At 50.2% G+C, this 18,823-nt stretch carries 20 protein-coding genes and 1 pseudogene; 11 read left to right on the top strand and 10 right to left on the bottom strand.

Features of this window, described 5'->3' with window-relative positions; genetic code table 11:
* Positions 1-34 precede the first annotated feature (34 nt).
* Together ACQG11_RS00470 and azuC are read right to left on the bottom strand one after the other, a co-directional pair.
* A complete protein-coding gene (locus ACQG11_RS00470; protein ID WP_003859683.1) occupies positions 35-286 on the bottom strand; it encodes a DUF2766 family protein in 252 nt (83 codons plus the stop codon).
* 106 nt (positions 287-392) lie between these two features.
* Positions 393-476 carry a stress response protein AzuC gene (azuC, locus tag ACQG11_RS00475; protein WP_003859682.1) on the bottom strand — a complete coding sequence of 28 codons (84 nt, stop codon included), beginning with the start codon at positions 474-476 and terminating at the stop codon, positions 393-395.
* A gap of 214 nt (positions 477-690) precedes the next feature.
* Between azuC and ACQG11_RS00480 the strand changes: the two genes are divergently transcribed.
* On the top strand, positions 691-2,109 hold the full coding sequence (locus ACQG11_RS00480; protein ID WP_426728085.1) for an MFS transporter: 1,419 nt from the start codon (positions 691-693) through the stop codon (positions 2,107-2,109).
* A 41-nt stretch (positions 2,110-2,150) separates the two neighbouring features.
* On the opposite strand, the gene ACQG11_RS00485 is transcribed toward ACQG11_RS00480, so the two are convergent.
* On the bottom strand, positions 2,151-2,789 hold the full coding sequence (locus ACQG11_RS00485; protein ID WP_003859680.1) for an RpiB/LacA/LacB family sugar-phosphate isomerase: 639 nt from the start codon (positions 2,787-2,789) through the stop codon (positions 2,151-2,153).
* A 245-nt stretch (positions 2,790-3,034) separates the two neighbouring features.
* Between ACQG11_RS00485 and yecR the strand changes: the two genes are divergently transcribed.
* Positions 3,035-3,373 (top strand): YecR family lipoprotein, encoded by a 339-nt coding sequence (gene yecR / locus ACQG11_RS00490; protein WP_022648524.1) that lies wholly within the window; start codon positions 3,035-3,037, stop codon positions 3,371-3,373.
* Between the two features lie 200 nt (positions 3,374-3,573).
* Positions 3,574-4,071, top strand: coding sequence for a non-heme ferritin (ftnA, locus tag ACQG11_RS00495; protein ID WP_022648525.1), 498 nt, complete (start codon positions 3,574-3,576; stop codon positions 4,069-4,071).
* Positions 4,072-4,107: 36 nt separating this feature from the next.
* Here the strand turns inward: ftnA and ACQG11_RS00500 are convergent, their stop codons facing one another.
* Positions 4,108-4,347 carry a YecH family metal-binding protein gene (locus ACQG11_RS00500; protein WP_032622412.1) on the bottom strand — a complete coding sequence of 80 codons (240 nt, stop codon included), beginning with the start codon at positions 4,345-4,347 and terminating at the stop codon, positions 4,108-4,110.
* Positions 4,348-4,535: 188 nt separating this feature from the next.
* Here ACQG11_RS00500 and tyrP point away from each other — a divergent pair, with 188 nt between their 5' ends.
* A complete protein-coding gene (gene tyrP, locus ACQG11_RS00505) occupies positions 4,536-5,747 on the top strand; it encodes a tyrosine transporter TyrP (RefSeq protein ID WP_069597106.1) in 1,212 nt (403 codons plus the stop codon).
* A 28-nt stretch (positions 5,748-5,775) separates the two neighbouring features.
* On the opposite strand, the gene ACQG11_RS00510 is transcribed toward tyrP, so the two are convergent.
* On the bottom strand, positions 5,776-6,444 hold the full coding sequence (locus ACQG11_RS00510; RefSeq protein ID WP_038416285.1) for a YecA family protein: 669 nt from the start codon (positions 6,442-6,444) through the stop codon (positions 5,776-5,778).
* Between the two features lie 411 nt (positions 6,445-6,855).
* Between ACQG11_RS00510 and ACQG11_RS00515 the strand changes: the two genes are divergently transcribed.
* The 6 genes from ACQG11_RS00515 to ACQG11_RS00540 all read left to right on the top strand — a co-directional run bounded on the left by ACQG11_RS00515 (position 6,856) and on the right by ACQG11_RS00540 (position 12,465).
* Complete coding sequence (locus tag ACQG11_RS00515; RefSeq protein WP_023300472.1) at positions 6,856-7,977, top strand: branched-chain amino acid ABC transporter substrate-binding protein; 1,122 nt, start codon at positions 6,856-6,858, stop codon at positions 7,975-7,977.
* Positions 7,978-8,045: 68 nt separating this feature from the next.
* A complete protein-coding gene (locus ACQG11_RS00520) occupies positions 8,046-8,960 on the top strand; it encodes an ABC transporter permease subunit (protein ID WP_003859667.1) in 915 nt (304 codons plus the stop codon).
* Positions 8,961-8,971: 11 nt separating this feature from the next.
* The gene (gene livM, locus ACQG11_RS00525) at positions 8,972-10,246 is read left to right on the top strand and encodes a high-affinity branched-chain amino acid ABC transporter permease LivM (protein WP_045308585.1); all 1,275 of its coding nucleotides are present in this window, start codon (positions 8,972-8,974) and stop codon (positions 10,244-10,246) included.
* Complete coding sequence (locus tag ACQG11_RS00530) at positions 10,243-11,118, top strand: ATP-binding cassette domain-containing protein (protein ID WP_023306508.1); 876 nt, start codon at positions 10,243-10,245, stop codon at positions 11,116-11,118. Before livM ends, ACQG11_RS00530 begins: the two co-directional genes overlap by 4 nt.
* On the top strand, positions 11,115-11,831 hold the full coding sequence (locus ACQG11_RS00535; protein ID WP_069596727.1) for an ABC transporter ATP-binding protein: 717 nt from the start codon (positions 11,115-11,117) through the stop codon (positions 11,829-11,831). The genes ACQG11_RS00530 and ACQG11_RS00535 overlap by 4 nt, the downstream gene beginning before the upstream one ends.
* 163 nt (positions 11,832-11,994) lie before the next feature.
* A complete protein-coding gene (locus tag ACQG11_RS00540) occupies positions 11,995-12,465 on the top strand; it encodes a hypothetical protein (protein WP_023306510.1) in 471 nt (156 codons plus the stop codon).
* A 5-nt stretch (positions 12,466-12,470) separates the two neighbouring features.
* Here the strand turns inward: ACQG11_RS00540 and ACQG11_RS00545 are convergent, their stop codons facing one another.
* From ACQG11_RS00545 to ACQG11_RS00555, 3 genes are read right to left on the bottom strand one after another with little or no spacing between them, the layout of a single operon-like run.
* Positions 12,471-13,397 carry a LysR substrate-binding domain-containing protein gene (locus tag ACQG11_RS00545; protein WP_032624025.1) on the bottom strand — a complete coding sequence of 309 codons (927 nt, stop codon included), beginning with the start codon at positions 13,395-13,397 and terminating at the stop codon, positions 12,471-12,473.
* 29 nt (positions 13,398-13,426) lie between these two features.
* Positions 13,427-13,750, bottom strand: a complete 324-nt coding sequence (locus ACQG11_RS00550) for a hypothetical protein (protein ID WP_426728086.1) — start codon at positions 13,748-13,750, stop codon at positions 13,427-13,429.
* A 2-nt stretch (positions 13,751-13,752) separates the two neighbouring features.
* Positions 13,753-14,055, bottom strand: a complete 303-nt coding sequence (locus tag ACQG11_RS00555) for a DUF4225 domain-containing protein (protein ID WP_226862944.1) — start codon at positions 14,053-14,055, stop codon at positions 13,753-13,755.
* Between ACQG11_RS00555 and ACQG11_RS00560 the strand changes: the two are divergent.
* Positions 13,993-14,124 (top strand): annotated as a pseudogene (locus ACQG11_RS00560) (integrase); the annotation flags it as partial. The gene ACQG11_RS00555 and the pseudogene ACQG11_RS00560 sit on opposite strands and share 63 nt — an antisense overlap.
* Positions 14,125-14,522: 398 nt before the next feature.
* Here ACQG11_RS00560 and ACQG11_RS00565 read toward each other — a convergent pair.
* Together ACQG11_RS00565 and ACQG11_RS00570 are read right to left on the bottom strand one after the other, a co-directional pair.
* Positions 14,523-17,045, bottom strand: coding sequence for a DUF262 domain-containing protein (locus ACQG11_RS00565; RefSeq protein ID WP_426728087.1), 2,523 nt, complete (start codon positions 17,043-17,045; stop codon positions 14,523-14,525).
* The gene (locus ACQG11_RS00570) at positions 17,038-18,795 is read right to left on the bottom strand and encodes a DUF262 domain-containing protein (protein WP_284948377.1); all 1,758 of its coding nucleotides are present in this window, start codon (positions 18,793-18,795) and stop codon (positions 17,038-17,040) included. The genes ACQG11_RS00565 and ACQG11_RS00570 overlap by 8 nt, the downstream gene beginning before the upstream one ends.
* Between the last annotated feature and the right edge of the window lie 28 nt (positions 18,796-18,823).

The following is an 18,823-nucleotide window of genomic DNA, read 5'->3' on the forward strand; positions in this document are numbered from 1 at the left end:
AAAACGGTTTCTAATTTTAAAACATCGGTTTATTTTAATGTGACTCACCCTGCGGCGTGAAGCGCAGTTCAATCAGCGCGATCGCTTTCTGGATCGCGCGGAGCGTAACCGGGTCCGCCGCAGCAGGATGATTGGTGAAATCGATGTTTTTTAGCTGGGTCGACATCTTTTCGCGTACCTCAACCGGCGCGATAACGTCAATCACATCAAGGATTTGTTTGATAACCAGCTGGCAGGCGACGACGTCAGATACCAGTTCCTGATCGGCGCTCAGGTTTTGTGACATGGGGTTCTCCTTATTCAAAGGCCGCCATAGTAGCAAAACAGACGCCCTTCCATCTCCCTCTCGTCGTCCGCCGACATAAAAAAACCTGCCGAAGCAGGTTTTTTTATCAGAACATCGCACCCGGTGGGACGTCTTTAAACGTTGTGCAGTAGTTAGCCCACATGCTTTTCAGGATTTTGCGCAGTTTCATTATGTTGCTCCAGTAACGTGTTATGCAGGTGTTATTATCAATACGCTTATAATATGACCGCCATCACAAAAATCAACCATTTTGTGACCTGCATCACGGCTAATAAACCCTCGGTGCTGCCGGTTTGTTAAAAAAAGGCACGATAAATCCGCACGTTACAGACTTATAAATTCCAGTAAATTTTTATAAAATTTTTTGAGCGGGCAGGAAGAGAATGAGTGAAAACGTATCCGGCAAAGAGAGCCGTGGATTAACGCCTGCGGCACTGCTGGTGGCCGGTGCTTTCTTTATGGAGTTTCTGGACGGGACGGTGATCGCCACCGCATTGCCGGATATGGCAAAAAGCTTCGGCGTACAGGCCGTGGATCTGAATATCGGCATCAGCGCCTACCTGATCACCCTTGCCGTGCTGATCCCCGCCAGCGGCTGGATCGCCGACCGCTTCGGCGCGCGAAAAGTATTTGCCCTCGCGCTGGCGATCTTCACGCTGGCCTCGGTATTTTGCGGCCTGTCCACCACGCTCGAGGAGTTTGTCGCAATGCGCGTCTTCCAGGGCATGGGTGGCGCGCTGATGGTGCCCGTGGGTCGCCTGGCCGTGTTACGTACAACGCCAAAGCATCAGCTCATCACGGCAATCGCCACCCTGACGTGGCCTGCGCTGGTCGCGCCGATCATCGGCCCGCCGCTGGGCGGGTTCATTACAAGCTATGCCGACTGGCGCTGGATCTTCTTTATTAATGTGCCGCTGGGGATAATCGCCATTTTGCTGGCACTGCGAATCATTCCGGACCTGCATGAAGAAACGCGCCGACCGTTTGACTTGCCGGGTTTTGTGGTCACCACCCTTGCCATGGTGAGCCTGGTTTATGCGATGGAGTTGATGGGCGCAGAGCCTCTGCGGATAGAATTAACTGCCACGCTGTTTATCGTCGGTGTCGTCGCGTTGAGCCTGGCGCTTCGCCACTTTAAGCGGGCAACCTGGCCGATGATCAGGCTCGATGCGATGCAAGTGCCGACGTTTCGCGTCACCCTGTACGGCGGATCGCTGTTTCGCGCCTCCATCAGCGCGGTTCCGTTCCTGTTACCGCTGATGTTCCAGGTCGGCTTTGGCATGGACGCGTTCCATTCTGGCCTGCTGGTGCTGGCCGTTTTCGTAGGCAATCTCACCATTAAACCGGCGACGACGCCCCTGATCCGCAGCCTGGGGTTTAAGCGGCTGTTGCTGATTAACGGTTCACTGAATGTCCTGGCGCTGCTGGCCTGCGCCTTTCTTACGCCGCAGACTCCTGTGTGGCTCGTCATGCTGATCCTCTATCTGGGTGGCGTTTTTCGTTCGATCCAGTTTACAGCCATCAGTACGCTGGCCTTTGCGGATGTACCCTCTGCGCAGATGAGCTATGCCAATACGCTGTTTTCAACCGCAACGCAGCTTGCCGTGGGACTTGGGATCACGCTCGGGGCAATTGGTATTCGTATCGGGGAAAAAGTCAGTGAGACGATGGGGATTGCCGGCATGCCGGGAATGAGCTTCCGGCTGGCATTTGTGGCGATCGCGCTGATCTGCCTGGTGGGAATGGTTGACACGCTGCGTCTGACCAAAAATGCAGGCAGCACGGTATCATCGAAAAAGTAAGGCTCTGTGCCGGGCGGCAACGCACCGCCCGGCAAAGGAAATCAGCCAACAATACCGCGTACGAAGGCTTCGATCTCTTTGTCCTGGCAGTTCTCGAAGAAGCACTGCTGGAAGCGCTGGCCTGAGACGGCGGTTTTAACCAGCTCAGGATCGATTGCACGCAGGGTATCCAGATAGTTTTCTTTTACCACCGCCGCTTTCACCTGGTTCAGAATACCGGCGTTACGCACCTGCGGCTCCTTACGCTCTGGTGGATAGCCTTCGCCATTGCGTCCGGTAAACGCTTTCTCAAAAATAAAGCGTACGTTCAGTTCTGCCCCCCAGCCGAAGCCCTTCGCAAACGGCAGAGAAAGCGCGTTACCGTTGTTGATTTGCGCGAACAGGAAAGCATCCGCAGGATCGATGCAGTAACCGCAAATCACACCCGGATGGATGTTCAGGGACATTAACGCGCCCTGCCCGGTACCGCAGCCGGTGACAACAAAATCAACGGCTTTAGCGTTAAGCAGAATGCTCGCCATGATGCCCAGGTGAATATAAGTGAGATGATGATCGTTCTCATCACTCATACCGACGTTATAGACCGGGAAACCTTTCTCATCAGCAACGGCTTTCAGCTCATTAAGGATGATGGGATTCTTAGCGGCCTGGCTGTTTTCCATCATCAGTGCAATTTTCATCTTGTCTCTCCTGAATGCATGGCGGGCGATCCCGCTGTGGATACCTTTTCAACTTAACCTTACTATCAAACAAACGCACTTTCAAATTAAGTGAAAACTTGTTTTAAAAAACAAAGATGCGCTCACAATTTCGCTCGGTGGCCCGGCTCGTTGTAGAGTGAAAGGGCAGATCCTCCGGCTATTCCGGCCATTGCGTCCCGTCGCGTTGGTTACAATGGCGTATTTCCCGTCACGCAGAGTGAAACATGAAACGTGTAATCATAGCCGGAACGATCCTGTTGCTCGCCGGGTGCAGCATCAACCGTCAGGCAGAAGTCAGTAGTACGGATGCCCCAAACGGAATTGTGCGCCTCGACTATGGCCAGACCATGCTCCAAAACGCCTGGTCTGATGACTATGTTAATAACGGTACGGCAACAAAGGCCTGCCAACGCATGGGCTACGCCTCCGCGTCAGCCTACGGGCAGCCGATTAAAACCTGCACCCTGATCAGCGGTTCACTCTGTCTGAACGAAAGTGTGACCATTCAGTATAAATGTCAGGGATACGCCGTTACCTCTTCCAGCCAGAATCCGTGGTATTAACCGCGACTGCCAGTCACGCTGGCAGTTTATTTAATAAGAACAAAAACAATTCTCATTAATAAATACAAATGGCGGCAATGCGTTTTATTCCCATTCGTATTTTTAATAAATAAATATTTATTTTACTTTTTGCAAATAATTAAATAACAAATTATAGTGTCGCTCATCGTGAACCAGAATTAATAAACCGGAGCTGCACCATGTTAAAAACTGAAATGATCGACAAGCTCAATGCGCAAATGAATCTTGAGCTATTTTCTTCCCTGCTTTATCAGCAGATGAGCGCCTGGTGCAGCTATCACAGCTTTGAAGGGGCTGCCGCCTTCCTGCGTCGTCATGCCCAGGAAGAGATGACGCACATGCAGCGTCTGTTTGATTACCTGACGGACACCGGCAGCCTGCCGCGCATTGATAACGTGGTATCGCCTTTCGCCGAGTACGGCTCTCTTGATGAACTGTTCCGTGCCACCTATGAGCACGAACAGCTGATCACCCAGAAAATAAATGAACTGGCTCATGCCGCCATGACCAGTCAGGATTATCCAACCTTTAATTTCCTTCAGTGGTATGTGGCTGAACAGCACGAAGAAGAGAAGCTGTTTAAATCCGTGCTGGATAAATTATCTCTGGCAGGTAAATCCGGGGAAGGTCTGTACTTCATTGATAAAGAGCTGTCGACGCTCGACACGCAGAATTAATAGAAAAGCGGTGCTGAGTTTTCAGCACCGCTTTATTCAATGACGGCAAATTTTACTTTCGTGCGTGGAAAATCCGTCTGCTGCCGGAATGAATTTTCCGCGCGCCGCCAGAAACGCCACCAGCTCCGCGGCTGTCATTTCCGAAGCTGAACAAGTATGGAAACGCGCCGCTTCGCCAAAGCGGGCATGTATCGCCTCAACCAGACTCTCCTTCGTATAACGCTCACCTGACTCAATCATCATATTCAGCACGTCGTGTCCGTGAATTGACATCATTACCTCTCGCAAATAAAAAGCAGACTAAATGCTCCCTCCACGGCACGCTTTGCGCTGGCGCAGGTTCCCCCTTTCTTTTTGTAAATTAATCATTACACCCTATGTAACGGTGATTTGACGAGATGGTGCTTTTACCTTACTCTGCGCCGCAGAATGAGTCGCGGTATGGAAGCGTTGTAGAGGAAAGCGTGAAGAACAGAACTCTGGGAAGTATTTTTATCGTCGCCGGAACGACAATTGGCGCAGGAATGTTGGCCATGCCGTTGGCTGCCGCCGGCGTCGGGTTTGGGGTTACCGTAGTGCTGCTGGGCGGTCTTTGGGCCCTGATGTGTTACACCGCGCTATTATTGCTGGAGGTTTATCAACATGTCCCTGCCGATACCGGCTTAGGCTCCCTGGCTGCACGCTATCTTGGACGCTACGGGCAGTGGATCACCGGTTTCAGCATGATGTTCCTGATGTACGCGCTGACCGCCGCCTACATCAGCGGCGCCGGGGAGCTAATTGCGTCAAGTATCAATGACGGCTTCGGTGCGTCGCTTTCACCGGAAACAGGCGCCATTGTCTTTACGCTGATCGGTGGCGGTGTGGTTTGTGCGGGCACGTCGCTGGTCGATCTGTTTAACCGTTTTTTGTTCAGCGCCAAAATTCTCTTCCTTGTTGTGATGCTGGTGCTGCTGGCACCGCATGTGCACAAGGTTAACCTGCTCTCCCTCCCGCTTGAGAAAGGTCTGGCGCTTTCGGCCATCCCGGTGATTTTCACCTCTTTCGGTTTTCATGGCAGCGTGCCGAGCATCGTGAGCTATATGAACGGGGATATTCGCAAGCTGCGCCGCGTCTTTGTGATCGGCAGCGCCATTCCGTTGATTGCTTACCTGTTCTGGCAGCTGGTGACGCTGGGCAGTATTGATTCCACCACCTTTATCGGCCTGATGGCAGAGCATTCTGGTCTGAATGGATTCCTGGTTGCCCTGCGTAACGTGGTGGCCTCTTCACACGTGGAGCTGGCGGTACATCTGTTTGCAGACCTGGCGCTGGCAACCTCCTTCCTCGGCGTGGCGCTTGGCCTGTTTGACTATATGGCGGATCTGTTCCAGCGTCGCAATACCGTTGCCGGACGCTTACAGACGGGGGCGATGACCTTCCTGCCGCCGCTGGCCTTCGCGCTCTTTTATCCGCGCGGGTTTGTGATGGCGCTGGGGTATGCTGGCGTGGCGTTATCGGTACTGGCCCTGCTGCTGCCTTCCCTGCTGGCGTGGAAGAGCCGCCAGCAACAGCCGCAGCAAGGATACCGCGTGGCGGGTGGTAAGCCGCTGCTGTGCGTGGTGTTTGGTTGTGGGGTGGTGATTATTCTGGTGCAGGTGCTGATTGCAGCGGGAATGCTGCCAGAAGTGGGATAAAAAAAGGGGCTATGAATAGCCCCTTTTTTCAGTGCAGACAGCAACTCTTAAACTTCTTACCGCTCCCGCACGGACACGGATCGTTACGTCCCACCTTCGACCCGTTCACGATCGGCTTTTTCGCTTCCGGCTGCTGCGGATTAGCCACCCAGTAGTTGTACAAACGCAGCGCCGCAGGCTGAATGCTCTCGATGCTGGCCATATACTCCTCTTCGGTCAGCGCTTCCAGCTTCTCGCTGTGCTCTTCCGTTCCGTGCAGGGCAATCACCGCCAGATCCGCTTCCAGCGCTTCCGGCAGGGATGACCAGTCCGTCAGCGCCACGCCGCGCATGTAGCCATAGCACCACTCTTCCACTACGGTATAGCTCTGACCGTCAACGTCGTTATAGCCAAACAGCGGTTCAAACTGATCCGGGTATTCGCTCAGGCGCTCGGCAATATCGTTCATGTGCTTAAAGCAGAGATCGATAAAACGGTTCATCTCACGATCGTTTTTCCAGCGCGGAATATACTTCTCGCCACCCCATACCGCCACCAGCCAGGTGTCGGGCTCCACCACAACGGGACCGGAAAGTACTGCGGTAAGCATGCCGTCCAGTTCGGACACGTCAATCACGGATGCATCGTCGTGTCCGTAAGAGATTAATGTCTCTTCCAGCCACGCCATCTCGCTTTCATTTAATGGGCCTTCAGCCATTGCTGATACTCCTGATAAAAAAAACGATCCTGACATATATCGCCGCGCATGCCTATCTGAAGTTTAGGTCTTTATTGCTGCAAAAACGTGCAAATCGTGACCGTTGCACAACTTATGGGCTTTGTTGTTAAGGAGATGTGATCTCCGCTGTAAATTCATCTCATCCCGCAAAGGCGCATAAAACGGCGCTCTATACTCAACGTGTTGTGACCCGGTCAAGGGATTAACCATTCTGGCAACCTTTTTGCTTAATGTTCTGCGCGCTTCGCGGTGCGTGGGATCCTCGCCGTATTAAGCACGAGATTGCTTCTAAAGTGCATTTTGTTCTCGCTCTTGTTTTTGGATTTACGATGCCATCAGGCGTTCGGGTTTATACCTGGTGCAAAAACCTCTTTGCTAAGGAACATAATAATGTCGCTGAAATTTACCAAAACTCCCCTCTCCCTGTTGCTGGCCGGTTGTCTGGTGACGGCCTTTTCTGCACAGGCCGATATCGTGATCGGCGTGGCCGGGCCGTTCACAGGCCCGAACGCAACCTATGGCGATCAATACTGGCATGGCGCTACGCAGGCGGCGGAAGACATTAACGCCGCTGGCGGGATCAACGGTGAGAAAATCAAACTGGTTCAGGGCGATGACGCCTGCGAACCCAAACAGGCCGTTGCCGTCGCCAACCGCTTAGTCGATCAGGATAAAGTGAAAGCGGTCGTCGGCCACTTCTGCTCCTCGTCGACCATGCCCGCCTCCGAGGTCTATAGCGATGCCGGGATCCTCTCCATCACCCCCGGCTCAACGAACCCGCTTATTACCGAGCGGGGCATGAGCGATATGTTCCGCATGTGCGGACGTGACGACCAGCAGGGCCAGGTCGCCAGCGATTTTATTCTTGATAAGCTTAAAGCCAAACGGGTCGTCATCATCCACGATAAAGACACCTACGGTCAGGGGCTGGCGGACGCCACTAAAGCGGCGCTGGCGAAACGCGGCGTTAAGGAAGTGATGTACGAAGGGTTGTCCCGCGGGGAAAAAGACTTTAACGCGCTGGTGACCAAAATTGGCGCACAAAAACCAGACGTGGTGTTCTTCGGGGGCTGTCACCCGGAAGCGGGCCCGCTGGTTCGCCAGATGCGTGAACAGGGCGTGCAGGCGAAGTTCTTCTCGGGAGACTGTATCGTCAATGAAGAGATGGTCACCGCCGCCGGTGGGGCGCAGTACACCAACGGTATTTACATGACCTTCGGTAAAGACCCGCGCCTGATCCCGGACGGAAAAGCCGTCATCGAGAAATTCCGCGCCGGTAAATTTGAACCAGAAGGATACACCCTCTACGCCTATGCGTCTGTGCAGGCTATCGCAGCGGCATTCAAGGCCACGAAAGGGACGGATTCCGCAAAAGCCAGCGAGTGGCTGAAGGCCAACCCTGTCGACACGGTGATGGGTAAAAAAGCCTGGGACAGCAAAGGTGACCTCAAAGTGTCTGACTACGTGGTCTACCAGTGGGACGACAAAGGCAAATATAAAGAAGTGCCATAACGGGACGGAATCTGCTCAACGCCGGCAGGTCTGACTGTCGGCGTAACCCTTTATTCAGGTGCGCGACCATGAGTACATTCTTCCTGCAACAATTAATTAATGGCTTAACGCTGGGTTCGGTCTATGGTCTTATCGCCATCGGCTACACCATGGTGTACGGCATCATCGGTATGATCAATTTCGCCCACGGCGAAGTGTATATGATCTCCGCCTATCTCTCGGCCATTGGCCTGGCCCTGCTGGCGTTTTTTGGACTCCACTCCTTTCCGCTGCTGATCCTGGGAACCCTGGTTTTCACCATCGTGGTCACCGGCGTTTATGGCTGGACGATTGAGCGCATCGCCTATAAGCCGCTACGCAATTCGACGCGTCTGGCGCCGCTGATTTCGGCCATCGGGATGTCGTTGATACTGCAAAACTACGTCCAGCTTAGCCAGGGCCCACGGCAGCAGGGCGTACCGACCATGCTGGATGGCGTGCTGCGTTTTCACCTCGGCGAAGGGTTTGTCCAGATAACCTATACCAAAGTCTTTATTCTCATCGCCTCGTTCGCGGGCATGCTGGTGCTGACCTGGATAATCAACCGTACCCGCTTAGGGCGCATGTGCCGTGCGGTGCAGCAGGATCGTAAGATGGCCTCCATTTTGGGTATCAACACCGACAGAATTATTTCGCTGGTGTTTGTTATCGGCGCAGCCATGGCCGGGCTGGCGGGCGTGCTGATCACCATGAATTACGGCACCTTTGATTTTTACGTCGGGTTCGTTATCGGCATCAAGGCCTTTACGGCGGCGGTGCTGGGCGGCATCGGCTCTCTGCCCGGTGCGATGCTTGGCGGGCTGATTCTGGGCGTCGCAGAAGCGCAATTCTCCGGGATGGTGAACTCGGATTATAAAGACGTGTTCTCGTTTGGATTGCTGGTATTAATCCTGATCTTCCGTCCTCAGGGGCTGCTGGGCCGCCCTGTCGTGGCTAAAGTGTAAGGAACAACGCGATGACCTCTGACGGCTTTTCCCTGAAGCGCTGCATTCTGGACGCGATTTTTTCCGGAATGATCGCCCTGATTATTTTCGGCCCGATTGCGGGCGTGATACTGGATGGTTACAGCTTTAACTTTGACGGCCAGCGGCTGGCGTGGATTGTAGGCACGGTGATGCTGGGACGCTTTTTGCTGAGCGCCTTTTCAGCTACGGCGGCCGGAAGACGTTTACAGGCGCGGTTTGAATCCGACAATGCGGGGGTGTATGTCCGGCCACCGGCGTATAAAAGCCGCATGCGCTGGATCATTCCGCTGATTGTCACGCTGGCGATCTGCTTCCCGTTTGTGGCCACAAAATACGTTCTGACGGTCGCTATACTCGGACTGATCTACGTCCTGCTCGGTCTTGGGCTGAACATTGTCGTTGGCCTGGCAGGGCTGCTGGATCTGGGTTATGTCGCCTTCTATGCCATCGGCGCTTACGGACTGGCGCTCGGGTATCAGTATCTGGGGCTTGGGTTCTGGAGCATGCTGCCGCTGGCGGCGCTAATGGCTGCGGGCGCGGGCGCCCTGCTCGGCTTTCCGGTGTTGCGCATGCACGGGGATTATCTCGCCATCGTCACGCTCGGGTTTGGCGAGATCATCCGCCTGGTGCTGAACAACTGGCTCACCTTCACCGGCGGGCCTAACGGCGTTTCAGCCCCTGCTCCGACCTTTTTTGGCCTGGAGTTTGGCCGACGCGCCAAAGAAGGTGGCATCCCCTTCCACGAGTTCTTCGGCCTGACCTATAACCCTAACATGAAGTTTATTTTCATCTATGCAGTACTGTTCCTGGTAGTCATGCTGGTGCTGTACATTAAACACCGGCTGACCCGAATGCCCATTGGACGCGCGTGGGAAGCGCTCCGTGAGGATGAGATTGCCTGCCGTTCCATGGGGCTGAATCACGTTCTGGTCAAACTCTCGGCCTTCACCCTGGGCGCATCGACGGCAGGTATCGCCGGGGTGTTTTTTGCCACCTGGCAGGGGTTTGTTAACCCCACCTCTTTCACCTTTTTTGAATCGGCCCTCATCCTCGCGATTGTGGTCCTGGGCGGGATGGGCTCCACCGTCGGCGTCGTACTGGCCGCCTTTGTGCTGACCGTCACGCCGGAACTGCTGCGCAGCTTTGCGGAATACCGCGTGCTGCTGTTTGGCATGCTGATGGTGGTGATGATGATCTGGCGTCCTCGCGGTCTGATCCGCATCAACCGCAGCGGATTTGCCGTGCGTAAAGGAGTGGCGCCATGAACGCAACGATTTTGCGTGTAGAACATCTGATGATGCACTTCGGCGGGATCAAGGCCTTAAACGACGTCAATCTTGAGGTGCAGCGCGGCTCTATTACTGCACTCATTGGGCCTAACGGCGCGGGAAAAACAACCGTCTTTAACTGCCTGACCGGTTTCTACCGGGCCTCCGGCGGCAACATTCTGTTCAATGCACGAAATAAAACCACCAATGTCATTCAGGTGCTCGGCCAGAAACTCCAGCCGGGCGACTGGCTCAGCCCGGCGCAGCTTGGTCAACGCCTGTTCTATAAGATGTTTGGCGGCACGCATCTGGTGAACCGCGCGGGTCTTGCGCGCACGTTTCAGAACATCCGCCTGTTCCGCGAGATGTCCGTTGTGGAAAACCTGCTGGTGGCACAGCACATGCGCGTCAATCGCAATCTGCTGGCGGGGGTGCTGAACACCCCTGCGTATCGTCGGGCAGAGAACGAGGCGCTGGACCGGGCGTTTTACTGGCTGGAGGTGGTGGATCTGGTAGATTGCGCGAACCGTCTGGCCGGGGAAATGTCCTATGGCCAGCAACGACGCCTCGAAATCGCCCGCGCCATGTGCACCGGCCCGGAGATGATTTGTCTCGATGAACCTGCTGCCGGTCTGAACCCGGTGGAGACGCACAAGCTGAGCGAGATCATCCGGTTCCTGCGCGACCACCACGACATCACGGTTTTGCTGATCGAGCATGATATGGGGATGGTGATGGGCATTTCAGATGACATCATTGTGCTCGATCACGGCGATGTGATTGCCAGAGGTAAACCGGCTGAGATCCAGCACAATGAAAAAGTGATTGCCGCGTATCTGGGCACTGACGAAAGCGAGGTAAATCTGTGAGCGCACCGATGCTTCAATTTCATAATGTGGACGTTTTTTACGGGGTGATCCAGGCGTTGAAGCAGGTTTCACTTGAGGTAAACAAAGGGGAAACCGTGGCCCTGATTGGCGCTAATGGCGCGGGGAAGTCAACATTACTGATGTCTGTCTTTGGTCAGCCCCGGATCCGCAACGGGCAGATCCTCTTCTGCAGCGAGGATATCAGCCACAAATCCACCCACTATGTTGCCACCGGCGGCATCGCGCAGGCACCTGAGGGACGACGCATTTTCCCGGATATGTCTGTAGAAGAGAACCTGCTGATGGGGACAATCCCCGTCGGCAATCAGCATGCAGCTGAAGATATGCAAAGCATGTTCGACCTCTTCCCTCGCCTCAAGGAGCGGCGTAACCAGCGGGCGATGACGCTCTCCGGCGGTGAACAGCAGATGCTGGCTATTGCCCGGGCGCTGATGAGCCGTCCTAAACTTCTGCTGCTGGATGAACCCAGCCTCGGCCTCGCACCAATCGTGGTTAAACAGATCTTCCAGACGCTGCGCGAACTGGCCCGTAACGGAATGACGATTTTTCTGGTCGAGCAGAATGCCCACCACGCGCTGAAATTGTCCGACCGCGGCTATGTGATGGTTAACGGCCAGATTCGGTTAAGCGGCAGCGGCGAGGCGTTGCTGAAGGATCCGGAGGTGAGAAAGGCGTACCTGGGCGGCGTGTGAAGCCTGGAGGCTATAGTGAGAAAAACTCACAGTGATTGCCATTATTAATCGTTTTTCTGATGCGACCGCATTCAAATATCATCTTTACGACCCGCCTTTGCGCGGGTCGATAAAACGTTCAGCCGCAAACTGAATAATAATGATAAGAGGATCCGGGGCAAATATGACACTTGATGCGTTATATCAGTTAATGAAAACTGTATTACCACCTGACACCGATTCAGCCGATGATTTACAGGATTTTATGGCCATGCTTATGGCGACGAAACATCACTCAGAGGCTCTGTCACCGTTTTCGCAGCGCGTATACATGCTGTCCGTTGCCCATCGCGACCCTAAGCAAGCGGCTGCGCTGATTTCAGCCTGTCATCCTGAAGCAGGAAAGCCCCTTCCGCTGCTCGACTTCTCCGGCTGGCCGCACGTGCGCTACGCCACGTCGGGTGAATTACAGACGCCCGAGACTGAAGAATATTTTCACAGGATTTCGTCTGCCGCCACGATATTACGCGGTGCAATTATTGACGCTGAGCAGCAGAAAAACACGCCAGCATTTTATATTCTGGATAAGGTACTCAGCCTGAACAGCGCTTTGCCAGAACGCTATAAAAAGATGGCAAACATCTCTTACTCATAACGGTATTAATAAACCCGGCTTTCATCGTATTCCAGGTAATCGATATCCAGAGCCGGAACGACCGGGGTATGGTTTTGCAGCCAGCCCAGAAGGTGCTGGATGCTCTCTCTTTTGAGCGAATTTTTTGGCCAGACGAGGTAGTAACCATCTCCCGTCGCGATAGCTTCCCTGAACGGCAGGCCCAGCAGGCCGCTTTTCAGGGCATCAAGCGTGAGATGCAGGTCGGCGATAGCGATGCCGTGCCCGTTCATCGCGGCGATACTTCCCTGTTCAAGGGTATCAAACACCATGCCGCTGCTCATATCGAGCCCCGGAAACAATCCTGTTCTTCGCAGCCAGCGCCGCCAGTCACGTCTGTCCGGTGAAGGATGGATCAAATCGCATTGCGAAAGCTGCTGCCGGGCCGGTTCGATAAGCGATGGGGTGCAAACCGGGATAAGCCATTCATGAAAAAGCAGCTGGCTTTCCGTTGTCTCACCAAAACGGCCATTACCGAGAAGGATGGCGCAGTCGTATGGCTCAAGATTGAAATCAACGGTGTCAATGTCCATCCAGACGCTGGCAATCTCCACCTGCGGTTTTGGATGGTTGTTGCGAAAAGATCGCAGCACGTCGAGAAGCCATCTCATGGTCAGGGTGCTGGGTGTTTTTAACCGCAGCAGATGGTTTTCACTGCGGAATGCCCGGCAGGCCCATTCAATGCTCGTGAAGCTTTCGTTCAGCTGTCCGGCAAGCACTCGCCCGGCTTCAGTGACCTCCACGCGAGGACCTTGCCTTTTGAAAAGCTCGCAGTCGAACCACAGTTCAAGGGTACGGACATGTCTGCTGACCGCGCCCGGCGTAATATTGAGCGTTTCAGCGGCTTTACTGAAGGAGTTCAACCGCGCAGCAACTTCAAACGCACGCAGTGCATACAATGGCGGTAAAGACATAGCGTCCCTTAAATGAAAAATTCATTATGCTAAAACTTGTTACGGGGCAATGCCAGCAAGTAAATTATGGAGAAAAACAATGAGCCCCAATATACCGAGTCATAGCGATAGGGGTCAAAATCTATATGCAAAAAGCTGCTGACAAACTCGTAGCCATTGGCAAAGATGTTTATCTGAACGGCTGCAATAGCGATTACAAACACCCTATACGCGATAAATAGCGGGTATTTATGCAGCCTGTTAACTTTTAGTTTGCCGAGATAAAGCAAGAGAAAAATTGCAATAGATACAATGAAATAGGCCACGGCAGGCCAAACAGGTGGATGAAGCGATAATTCTAACTCTTGAGACATAATCAATTCTCTTTTGCTATCTGGTACATCTGCCACCCCGTAATGCTTCCACTGGTCAAATCCAGCGCCATTGCGGTTTTAAAAGCCTCTTGCCAACCTCTGATATAATCGTGGAATAAACTCCAGGACCTCTCTCTGGGACGCAAAACTTTTCTGCCCGCACCATATGCCGATAAAGAGAGATCAACGACGCCATAGACTAACTCAGCCTGGTTATTACCATAACCTAACTTCGTAGCAGCAAATCTAAAGGGATATCGGATCTGGAAGGAACGCTTAACGAAAAACAGGGAATCGCTGGTCATAAAAACGCGTCACAGACAGCACGTTATGATAGAAAAATTCCTATAGTTCCGGTAGTCGGAGGGCAGTAATGCCCTCTTTTTGTGGTGAAGCTGAATGGCGAAAGAATGGCGAATGGCGAAAATTAGGCAATAAAAAACCACCTTTCGGTGGTTTATACGACACTGCTTATCATTGATTTTATTCTACTTTTCCCATGGTAGCCGGAGTGGGACTTGAACCCACACAGCGCGAACGCCGAGGGATTTTAAATTCTACGCAGGATCAATGTGTTACATAGCAGTGCATTGCGAAACTTTGCTGCAATTGTTCCACTACTTTACTGTAATTAGCAGTAAATAGATAGACTTGGATAACGCTGAGCACAGAATCAGCACATAGCTGAAACTCACCGTGTGACACGTTGTATCTGACCACACGGTGGTTTCGGGTTACTGCATGTATTCACATACAGCAACCTCACTTAATGCTATGACAATTGCTCGCGGGCTAGATCTCTTAGCCAAGTGCAAAGGTCAGATATTATGGCTAATGCGCGATCAGGCTCTTCACAGTAGTACACATAATTATCATCACTACATTGCCAGTCTTCAGGATTGTAATCCTTCGAATCAGCTAGAACAATAAATCCACAAGATTCCATAGCACTCTGCAGTTCATCTGAGAATGGTACTGTCTCATCATTTCGGTAGAACAAGATGTTATATTGGTTGTCTCTGAAGAATATTTCCAACTCAACCTGTTGACCATGAAGGGAAAAACCACTTAAATGTAGAAATGATATATCTTCCCCGCTACGTACACTATTGTAAAACTTGTGCTTGAAAGGTTCTGTATTCAGTTTTCTATCTTTTAATTCCAACTCTAAGTACTTGGAATAAAGTTCACTTTGATAGTGATTTCGCTGAGACTCATGTAACAATACGCTCTCGTGAGTATTCAATACAATAAACCCCTGATTAGAAAGGTTAAATAACTCTGACTTCTTAATCAAGATAGTACGCCAGTTAAATGGCTGCTCACTTAATGCCTTAGCACAAATCCTCTCTAATCCACCCCTTAAATCAGCCATATCAAAATCAGGATCATCTAACACGGCTTTAACATGTTGTTGCCGTGCATTCCAAAGAATATTTGAGTCTTGCCGCAATAGACGACGCCAGGAATGATCGCGGTCGACGTTATTCTTATTTGTACGTGAACTGAGAAGGTTGAATCTATCCGCTGTTGTCGAGGTAAGATAGTCACCTTTTGAAAGCACAGCACGCTCCCATGCAAAATCTAATACTTCCGAGCTTTCACCTATTGCACTAAATACTGCCGAACTAGTATCTGCATAGTGTTTGAATCGTGTAAAATAGTTTTCCTTCACATCATCCCAATCAACGTTTCCGTGACTGTTAAAGTAGTCAACAATACCGCTGAACTTCAATGCGAAACCTATTTGCCCCCTGAAATATTCGTGGTTTTCAAGTGCAAGAATAGCCTCCTTCCACTCAGAAGATTTTATCAAAAGATGAGCTTTCATTTTTTCTTCAGATACTTGAACCGCGAGAAAACCTTTTATCATTACATCCTGGATGAGTAAATTCAGCACAGTGTCATCACGTTGGGACAATTCATTGATAGACAGCAATGCTTTATGATAATCATCTATAGTATTGAAAATAGTGTTTTCCGTGAGGTTGAATACAACTCGCATCCAGGATGCTAACTCCTCCCCTATCTTGCCATTCGATACACCAGCGTAAAAAGCATGAAACCTCACCTTTTCCGAAAAACTTGAGTTATTGGTAATGATTTTTTTGAAAATAGATTCTTCATCATAATATCTGTTATTGTCCAGATATATGGACAAACCCGAGCATGAACTAGCATGACCACGTAACAGATCCAGTTGCATAATCAATTCAGCTATTAGCGGTTGTGATAAATATCCATACTGTTCATACTCCATAAAGGATAATGAGTTAACTTTACCACCCGAACCAAACAGTTGCTTTTGTAAGCTATAACTATCCTCTGCTTCTTGCAGTAACAGAAAGTTGGCTGCACATATGGCAATATAGTTCATTAACTCATCATCAAAAGAATTATCTTTGGTTACAACATTTCGATAGCACCAGAACAGATCAGCCCAATCCGTATCAATTTTATGAATGAAATATTCATAGCCAGACACAGGCGTATCTTTGAAACTTAGTCTATATTCCGGCCAATCTCCGGTGAATGATTTTATGTTTTTTTCCAGCCTTGCCTTAAAATTTTCAAATTCTGTCAGCGGCTTGCCTCGGGCATTCATTTTGATATACAAATCATCCGTGAGGTTGAATTCAGCAAGGTTAAGAAATCTAAATGTAATTACCGGTTTGTCTTTGTCGGTAAGCTTATCAAAGTAATCTACATTTCCAGAAAATTGGAGATGAATCGCATCCAGCATCGTCAGCATTGAACTAATAGTAGAGTCACTCTCCCACGATAAATAGAACCATGACCTGTCTTTAATCGTCTTACTCAGACACTCAGTACCAGACTCCAGCAACAAAGCACAAAAATCTATATCATTGGCAACCAATGCATTGCAAAACTCTCTCGAACTGCTGCGAGTTTCATAGGTAAAATGGGAATTCCCGTCCGTACTTAATACCCGTCGAAAGGATTCTTGCTGATCTGCAATTTGAGCAAGATACCAGTGTAGTAAGAACAAGGTGGTCAATCGTTGCTGACCATCCAATGGGATGAACCGATGCCGTCCAGTATCATTGCTAATCACGCTACCATAAACGAAGTCCAAATCCTGAAAAGGCAGACCTTTTTCCAAATAGCCATGTAATGCCTGTAAAAAGGTATCTCTAACCTCTCCAACTTCTATCCGGCCTTGGGCATAATCCCGTTGAATTATAGGGATTTCCACCTGCATATATCTTTGTTCAAACAACTGAAAAAAACTGAGTCGTTCACCCGAACGCGAATCGATTTTTATATTACTCACTCTTCTCTCCTTGGTCAGGCAAATAGTCTTTCAACGTTTGACCTATTGCTTCCTGATAATATTTAGCATCAGATTCTGACCAATGAACAAGTTCAGTTACAGACTGGCTATAATATTTTAAAAAGACGTTCTTGGTACAAATGGGGACAAAAACTCCGCGCTTATCATTGTCTATAATCCGGGCGCGTTTAATTGGAAACAAGGCATTTTTGTAACTGCGGTTGGTTGAAGAGTCCAGTAGTGCCAAGTTTCCTAGCTCATCTCCCCATGACACTTCATCTTGGCCAAAGTAACTAACTACCTCATTATAAAACCTGTCAAATTCATTATCGATATGTTCCAAGATCAAGAGTTCAGTGGCTCTGGCAGCAAATTCTTGTTCTCTTTCTAAAGAATCCCCTTTAAACCGACTACCATTGAAGTAAACCTCAATGTCCTTTAACCACACCCTGCGGGCACCCCCAACAGGGGCAGAATCTGTCTGGGACCGAATGTGCTCAATATCCCATTTTTCTTGCTTATAGCGGTCAAAAGGAAAACGTATATCAGCTTCCCTCGTTGACAATAAAGTTTGGATATTGAACAGCAGAAGCAATTTTTTAATGACAGGCTCATCATAGTAAAGCTCATCTAACTGGCACCTGACCTGGAGACGAATACGATCTTTCAAATATTTTTTGAACTCTGTTTTCGTTGAATTCTCTCGCTCCGACTCAGCTTTTAACTCCGTAACTTTCTCACCGCAATCAACCAAAAAGCCTATCAAATGGTATAGTTCTCTGTCCTGGAACCATTCATCAAAGCTCAGGAAATAACGCTTTATCCCTTGCCACAGATGCTCAATATTAGCCGTACCAGACTTGAAATCTTCATGAAACTTATGGAAAGTGAAAAATGTCTCGTCATTAGACTTTTTCCCTTTCATTAAATCGAAGATGTATTCAATTCGTGTTGGGTAGTGTTTACTTGAATTACTTATGAAATACCAGAATGCTGGTTCCTGCAACCGCTTTTCAATAATATCCCATTCCGTCGCAATCTGTAACTGCTTCAATCTTGCTTGATCATTGTGAAAATGACTTCGCTGTAAAAACAAAGCCTTAACCAACTCAGCATTGGTCAGAGGTATTTTACCAATATTGATACGGGAAAAAACATCAATAGCATAATCGTTGTTAAGGCATTCGTCACTTAAATCATACCAAATAACCTTTACAGAGCGTTCTTCAGTAGACTTAGCCAGTAACGTCGCCAAGAGTTTATTATTATCATTATAATCTTTATCGGAGAACCAATTTCTAATAGCGTTATACGCTTGGACCATATGAAAGAAGTCAATATTGTCAGTGTTGGATTCTTTATGAATCCCCTGCAAAAATGCTTCACATCCCGGCCGGGTCTCATACTTCAACATATACACGCTTTTTTTGTATGCCTCCTCTAAGGGTCTCTTCAGGTGCTCTTGCTCCAAAAAGTGCAGGATAAGACGTAACGTGGTTAGCCTTTGCTGCCCATCCACGACCTGCCAACAATCTTCCCCTCGAACCACAACAACAGGCTGAAGACAGTAAAATGAAGAATCATTACCACCATGCGGTTGACTGAACTCCCAGATATCATCCAGTAGTTCTTTTACTTGGATCGCCCCCCAGCGATATCCCCGCTGATAAGCAGGTATGTAAAAATTTTCTCCCAAAAGTTCATAGATATTTCTAAGATAAAGCTTTTCTGTTGAATGAGCTGTATTCATCGTTGTTCAACTTCCCGTGTTGTCACTA

It is taken from the genome of Enterobacter cloacae complex sp. 372C4, assembly GCF_050030615.1.
In the GTDB taxonomy this organism is placed as follows: Bacteria; Pseudomonadota; Gammaproteobacteria; order Enterobacterales; family Enterobacteriaceae; genus Enterobacter; species Enterobacter intestinihominis.

What these genes read in the sequence shown, in the direction of transcription:
- ACQG11_RS00470 (WP_003859683.1), bottom strand. Translation starts at nt 286, where the DNA reads ATGTCACAAAACCTGAGCGCCGATCAGGAACTGGTATCTGACGTCGTC.
- azuC (WP_003859682.1), bottom strand. Translation starts at nt 476, where the DNA reads ATGAAACTGCGCAAAATCCTGAAAAGCATGTGGGCTAACTACTGCACA.
- ACQG11_RS00480 (WP_426728085.1), top strand. Translation starts at nt 691, where the DNA reads ATGAGTGAAAACGTATCCGGCAAAGAGAGCCGTGGATTAACGCCTGCG.
- ACQG11_RS00485 (WP_003859680.1), bottom strand. Translation starts at nt 2,789, where the DNA reads ATGAAAATTGCACTGATGATGGAAAACAGCCAGGCCGCTAAGAATCCC.
- yecR (WP_022648524.1), top strand. Translation starts at nt 3,035, where the DNA reads ATGAAACGTGTAATCATAGCCGGAACGATCCTGTTGCTCGCCGGGTGC.
- ftnA (WP_022648525.1), top strand. Translation starts at nt 3,574, where the DNA reads ATGTTAAAAACTGAAATGATCGACAAGCTCAATGCGCAAATGAATCTT.
- ACQG11_RS00500 (WP_032622412.1), bottom strand. Translation starts at nt 4,347, where the DNA reads ATGATGTCAATTCACGGACACGACGTGCTGAATATGATGATTGAGTCA.
- ACQG11_RS00510 (WP_038416285.1), bottom strand. Translation starts at nt 6,444, where the DNA reads ATGGCTGAAGGCCCATTAAATGAAAGCGAGATGGCGTGGCTGGAAGAG.
- ACQG11_RS00515 (WP_023300472.1), top strand. Translation starts at nt 6,856, where the DNA reads ATGTCGCTGAAATTTACCAAAACTCCCCTCTCCCTGTTGCTGGCCGGT.
- ACQG11_RS00520 (WP_003859667.1), top strand. Translation starts at nt 8,046, where the DNA reads ATGAGTACATTCTTCCTGCAACAATTAATTAATGGCTTAACGCTGGGT.
- livM (WP_045308585.1), top strand. Translation starts at nt 8,972, where the DNA reads ATGACCTCTGACGGCTTTTCCCTGAAGCGCTGCATTCTGGACGCGATT.
- ACQG11_RS00530 (WP_023306508.1), top strand. Translation starts at nt 10,243, where the DNA reads ATGAACGCAACGATTTTGCGTGTAGAACATCTGATGATGCACTTCGGC.
- ACQG11_RS00540 (WP_023306510.1), top strand. Translation starts at nt 11,995, where the DNA reads ATGACACTTGATGCGTTATATCAGTTAATGAAAACTGTATTACCACCT.
- ACQG11_RS00545 (WP_032624025.1), bottom strand. Translation starts at nt 13,397, where the DNA reads ATGTCTTTACCGCCATTGTATGCACTGCGTGCGTTTGAAGTTGCTGCG.
- ACQG11_RS00550 (WP_426728086.1), bottom strand. Translation starts at nt 13,750, where the DNA reads ATGTCTCAAGAGTTAGAATTATCGCTTCATCCACCTGTTTGGCCTGCC.
- ACQG11_RS00555 (WP_226862944.1), bottom strand. Translation starts at nt 14,055, where the DNA reads ATGACCAGCGATTCCCTGTTTTTCGTTAAGCGTTCCTTCCAGATCCGA.
- ACQG11_RS00570 (WP_284948377.1), bottom strand. Translation starts at nt 18,795, where the DNA reads ATGAATACAGCTCATTCAACAGAAAAGCTTTATCTTAGAAATATCTAT.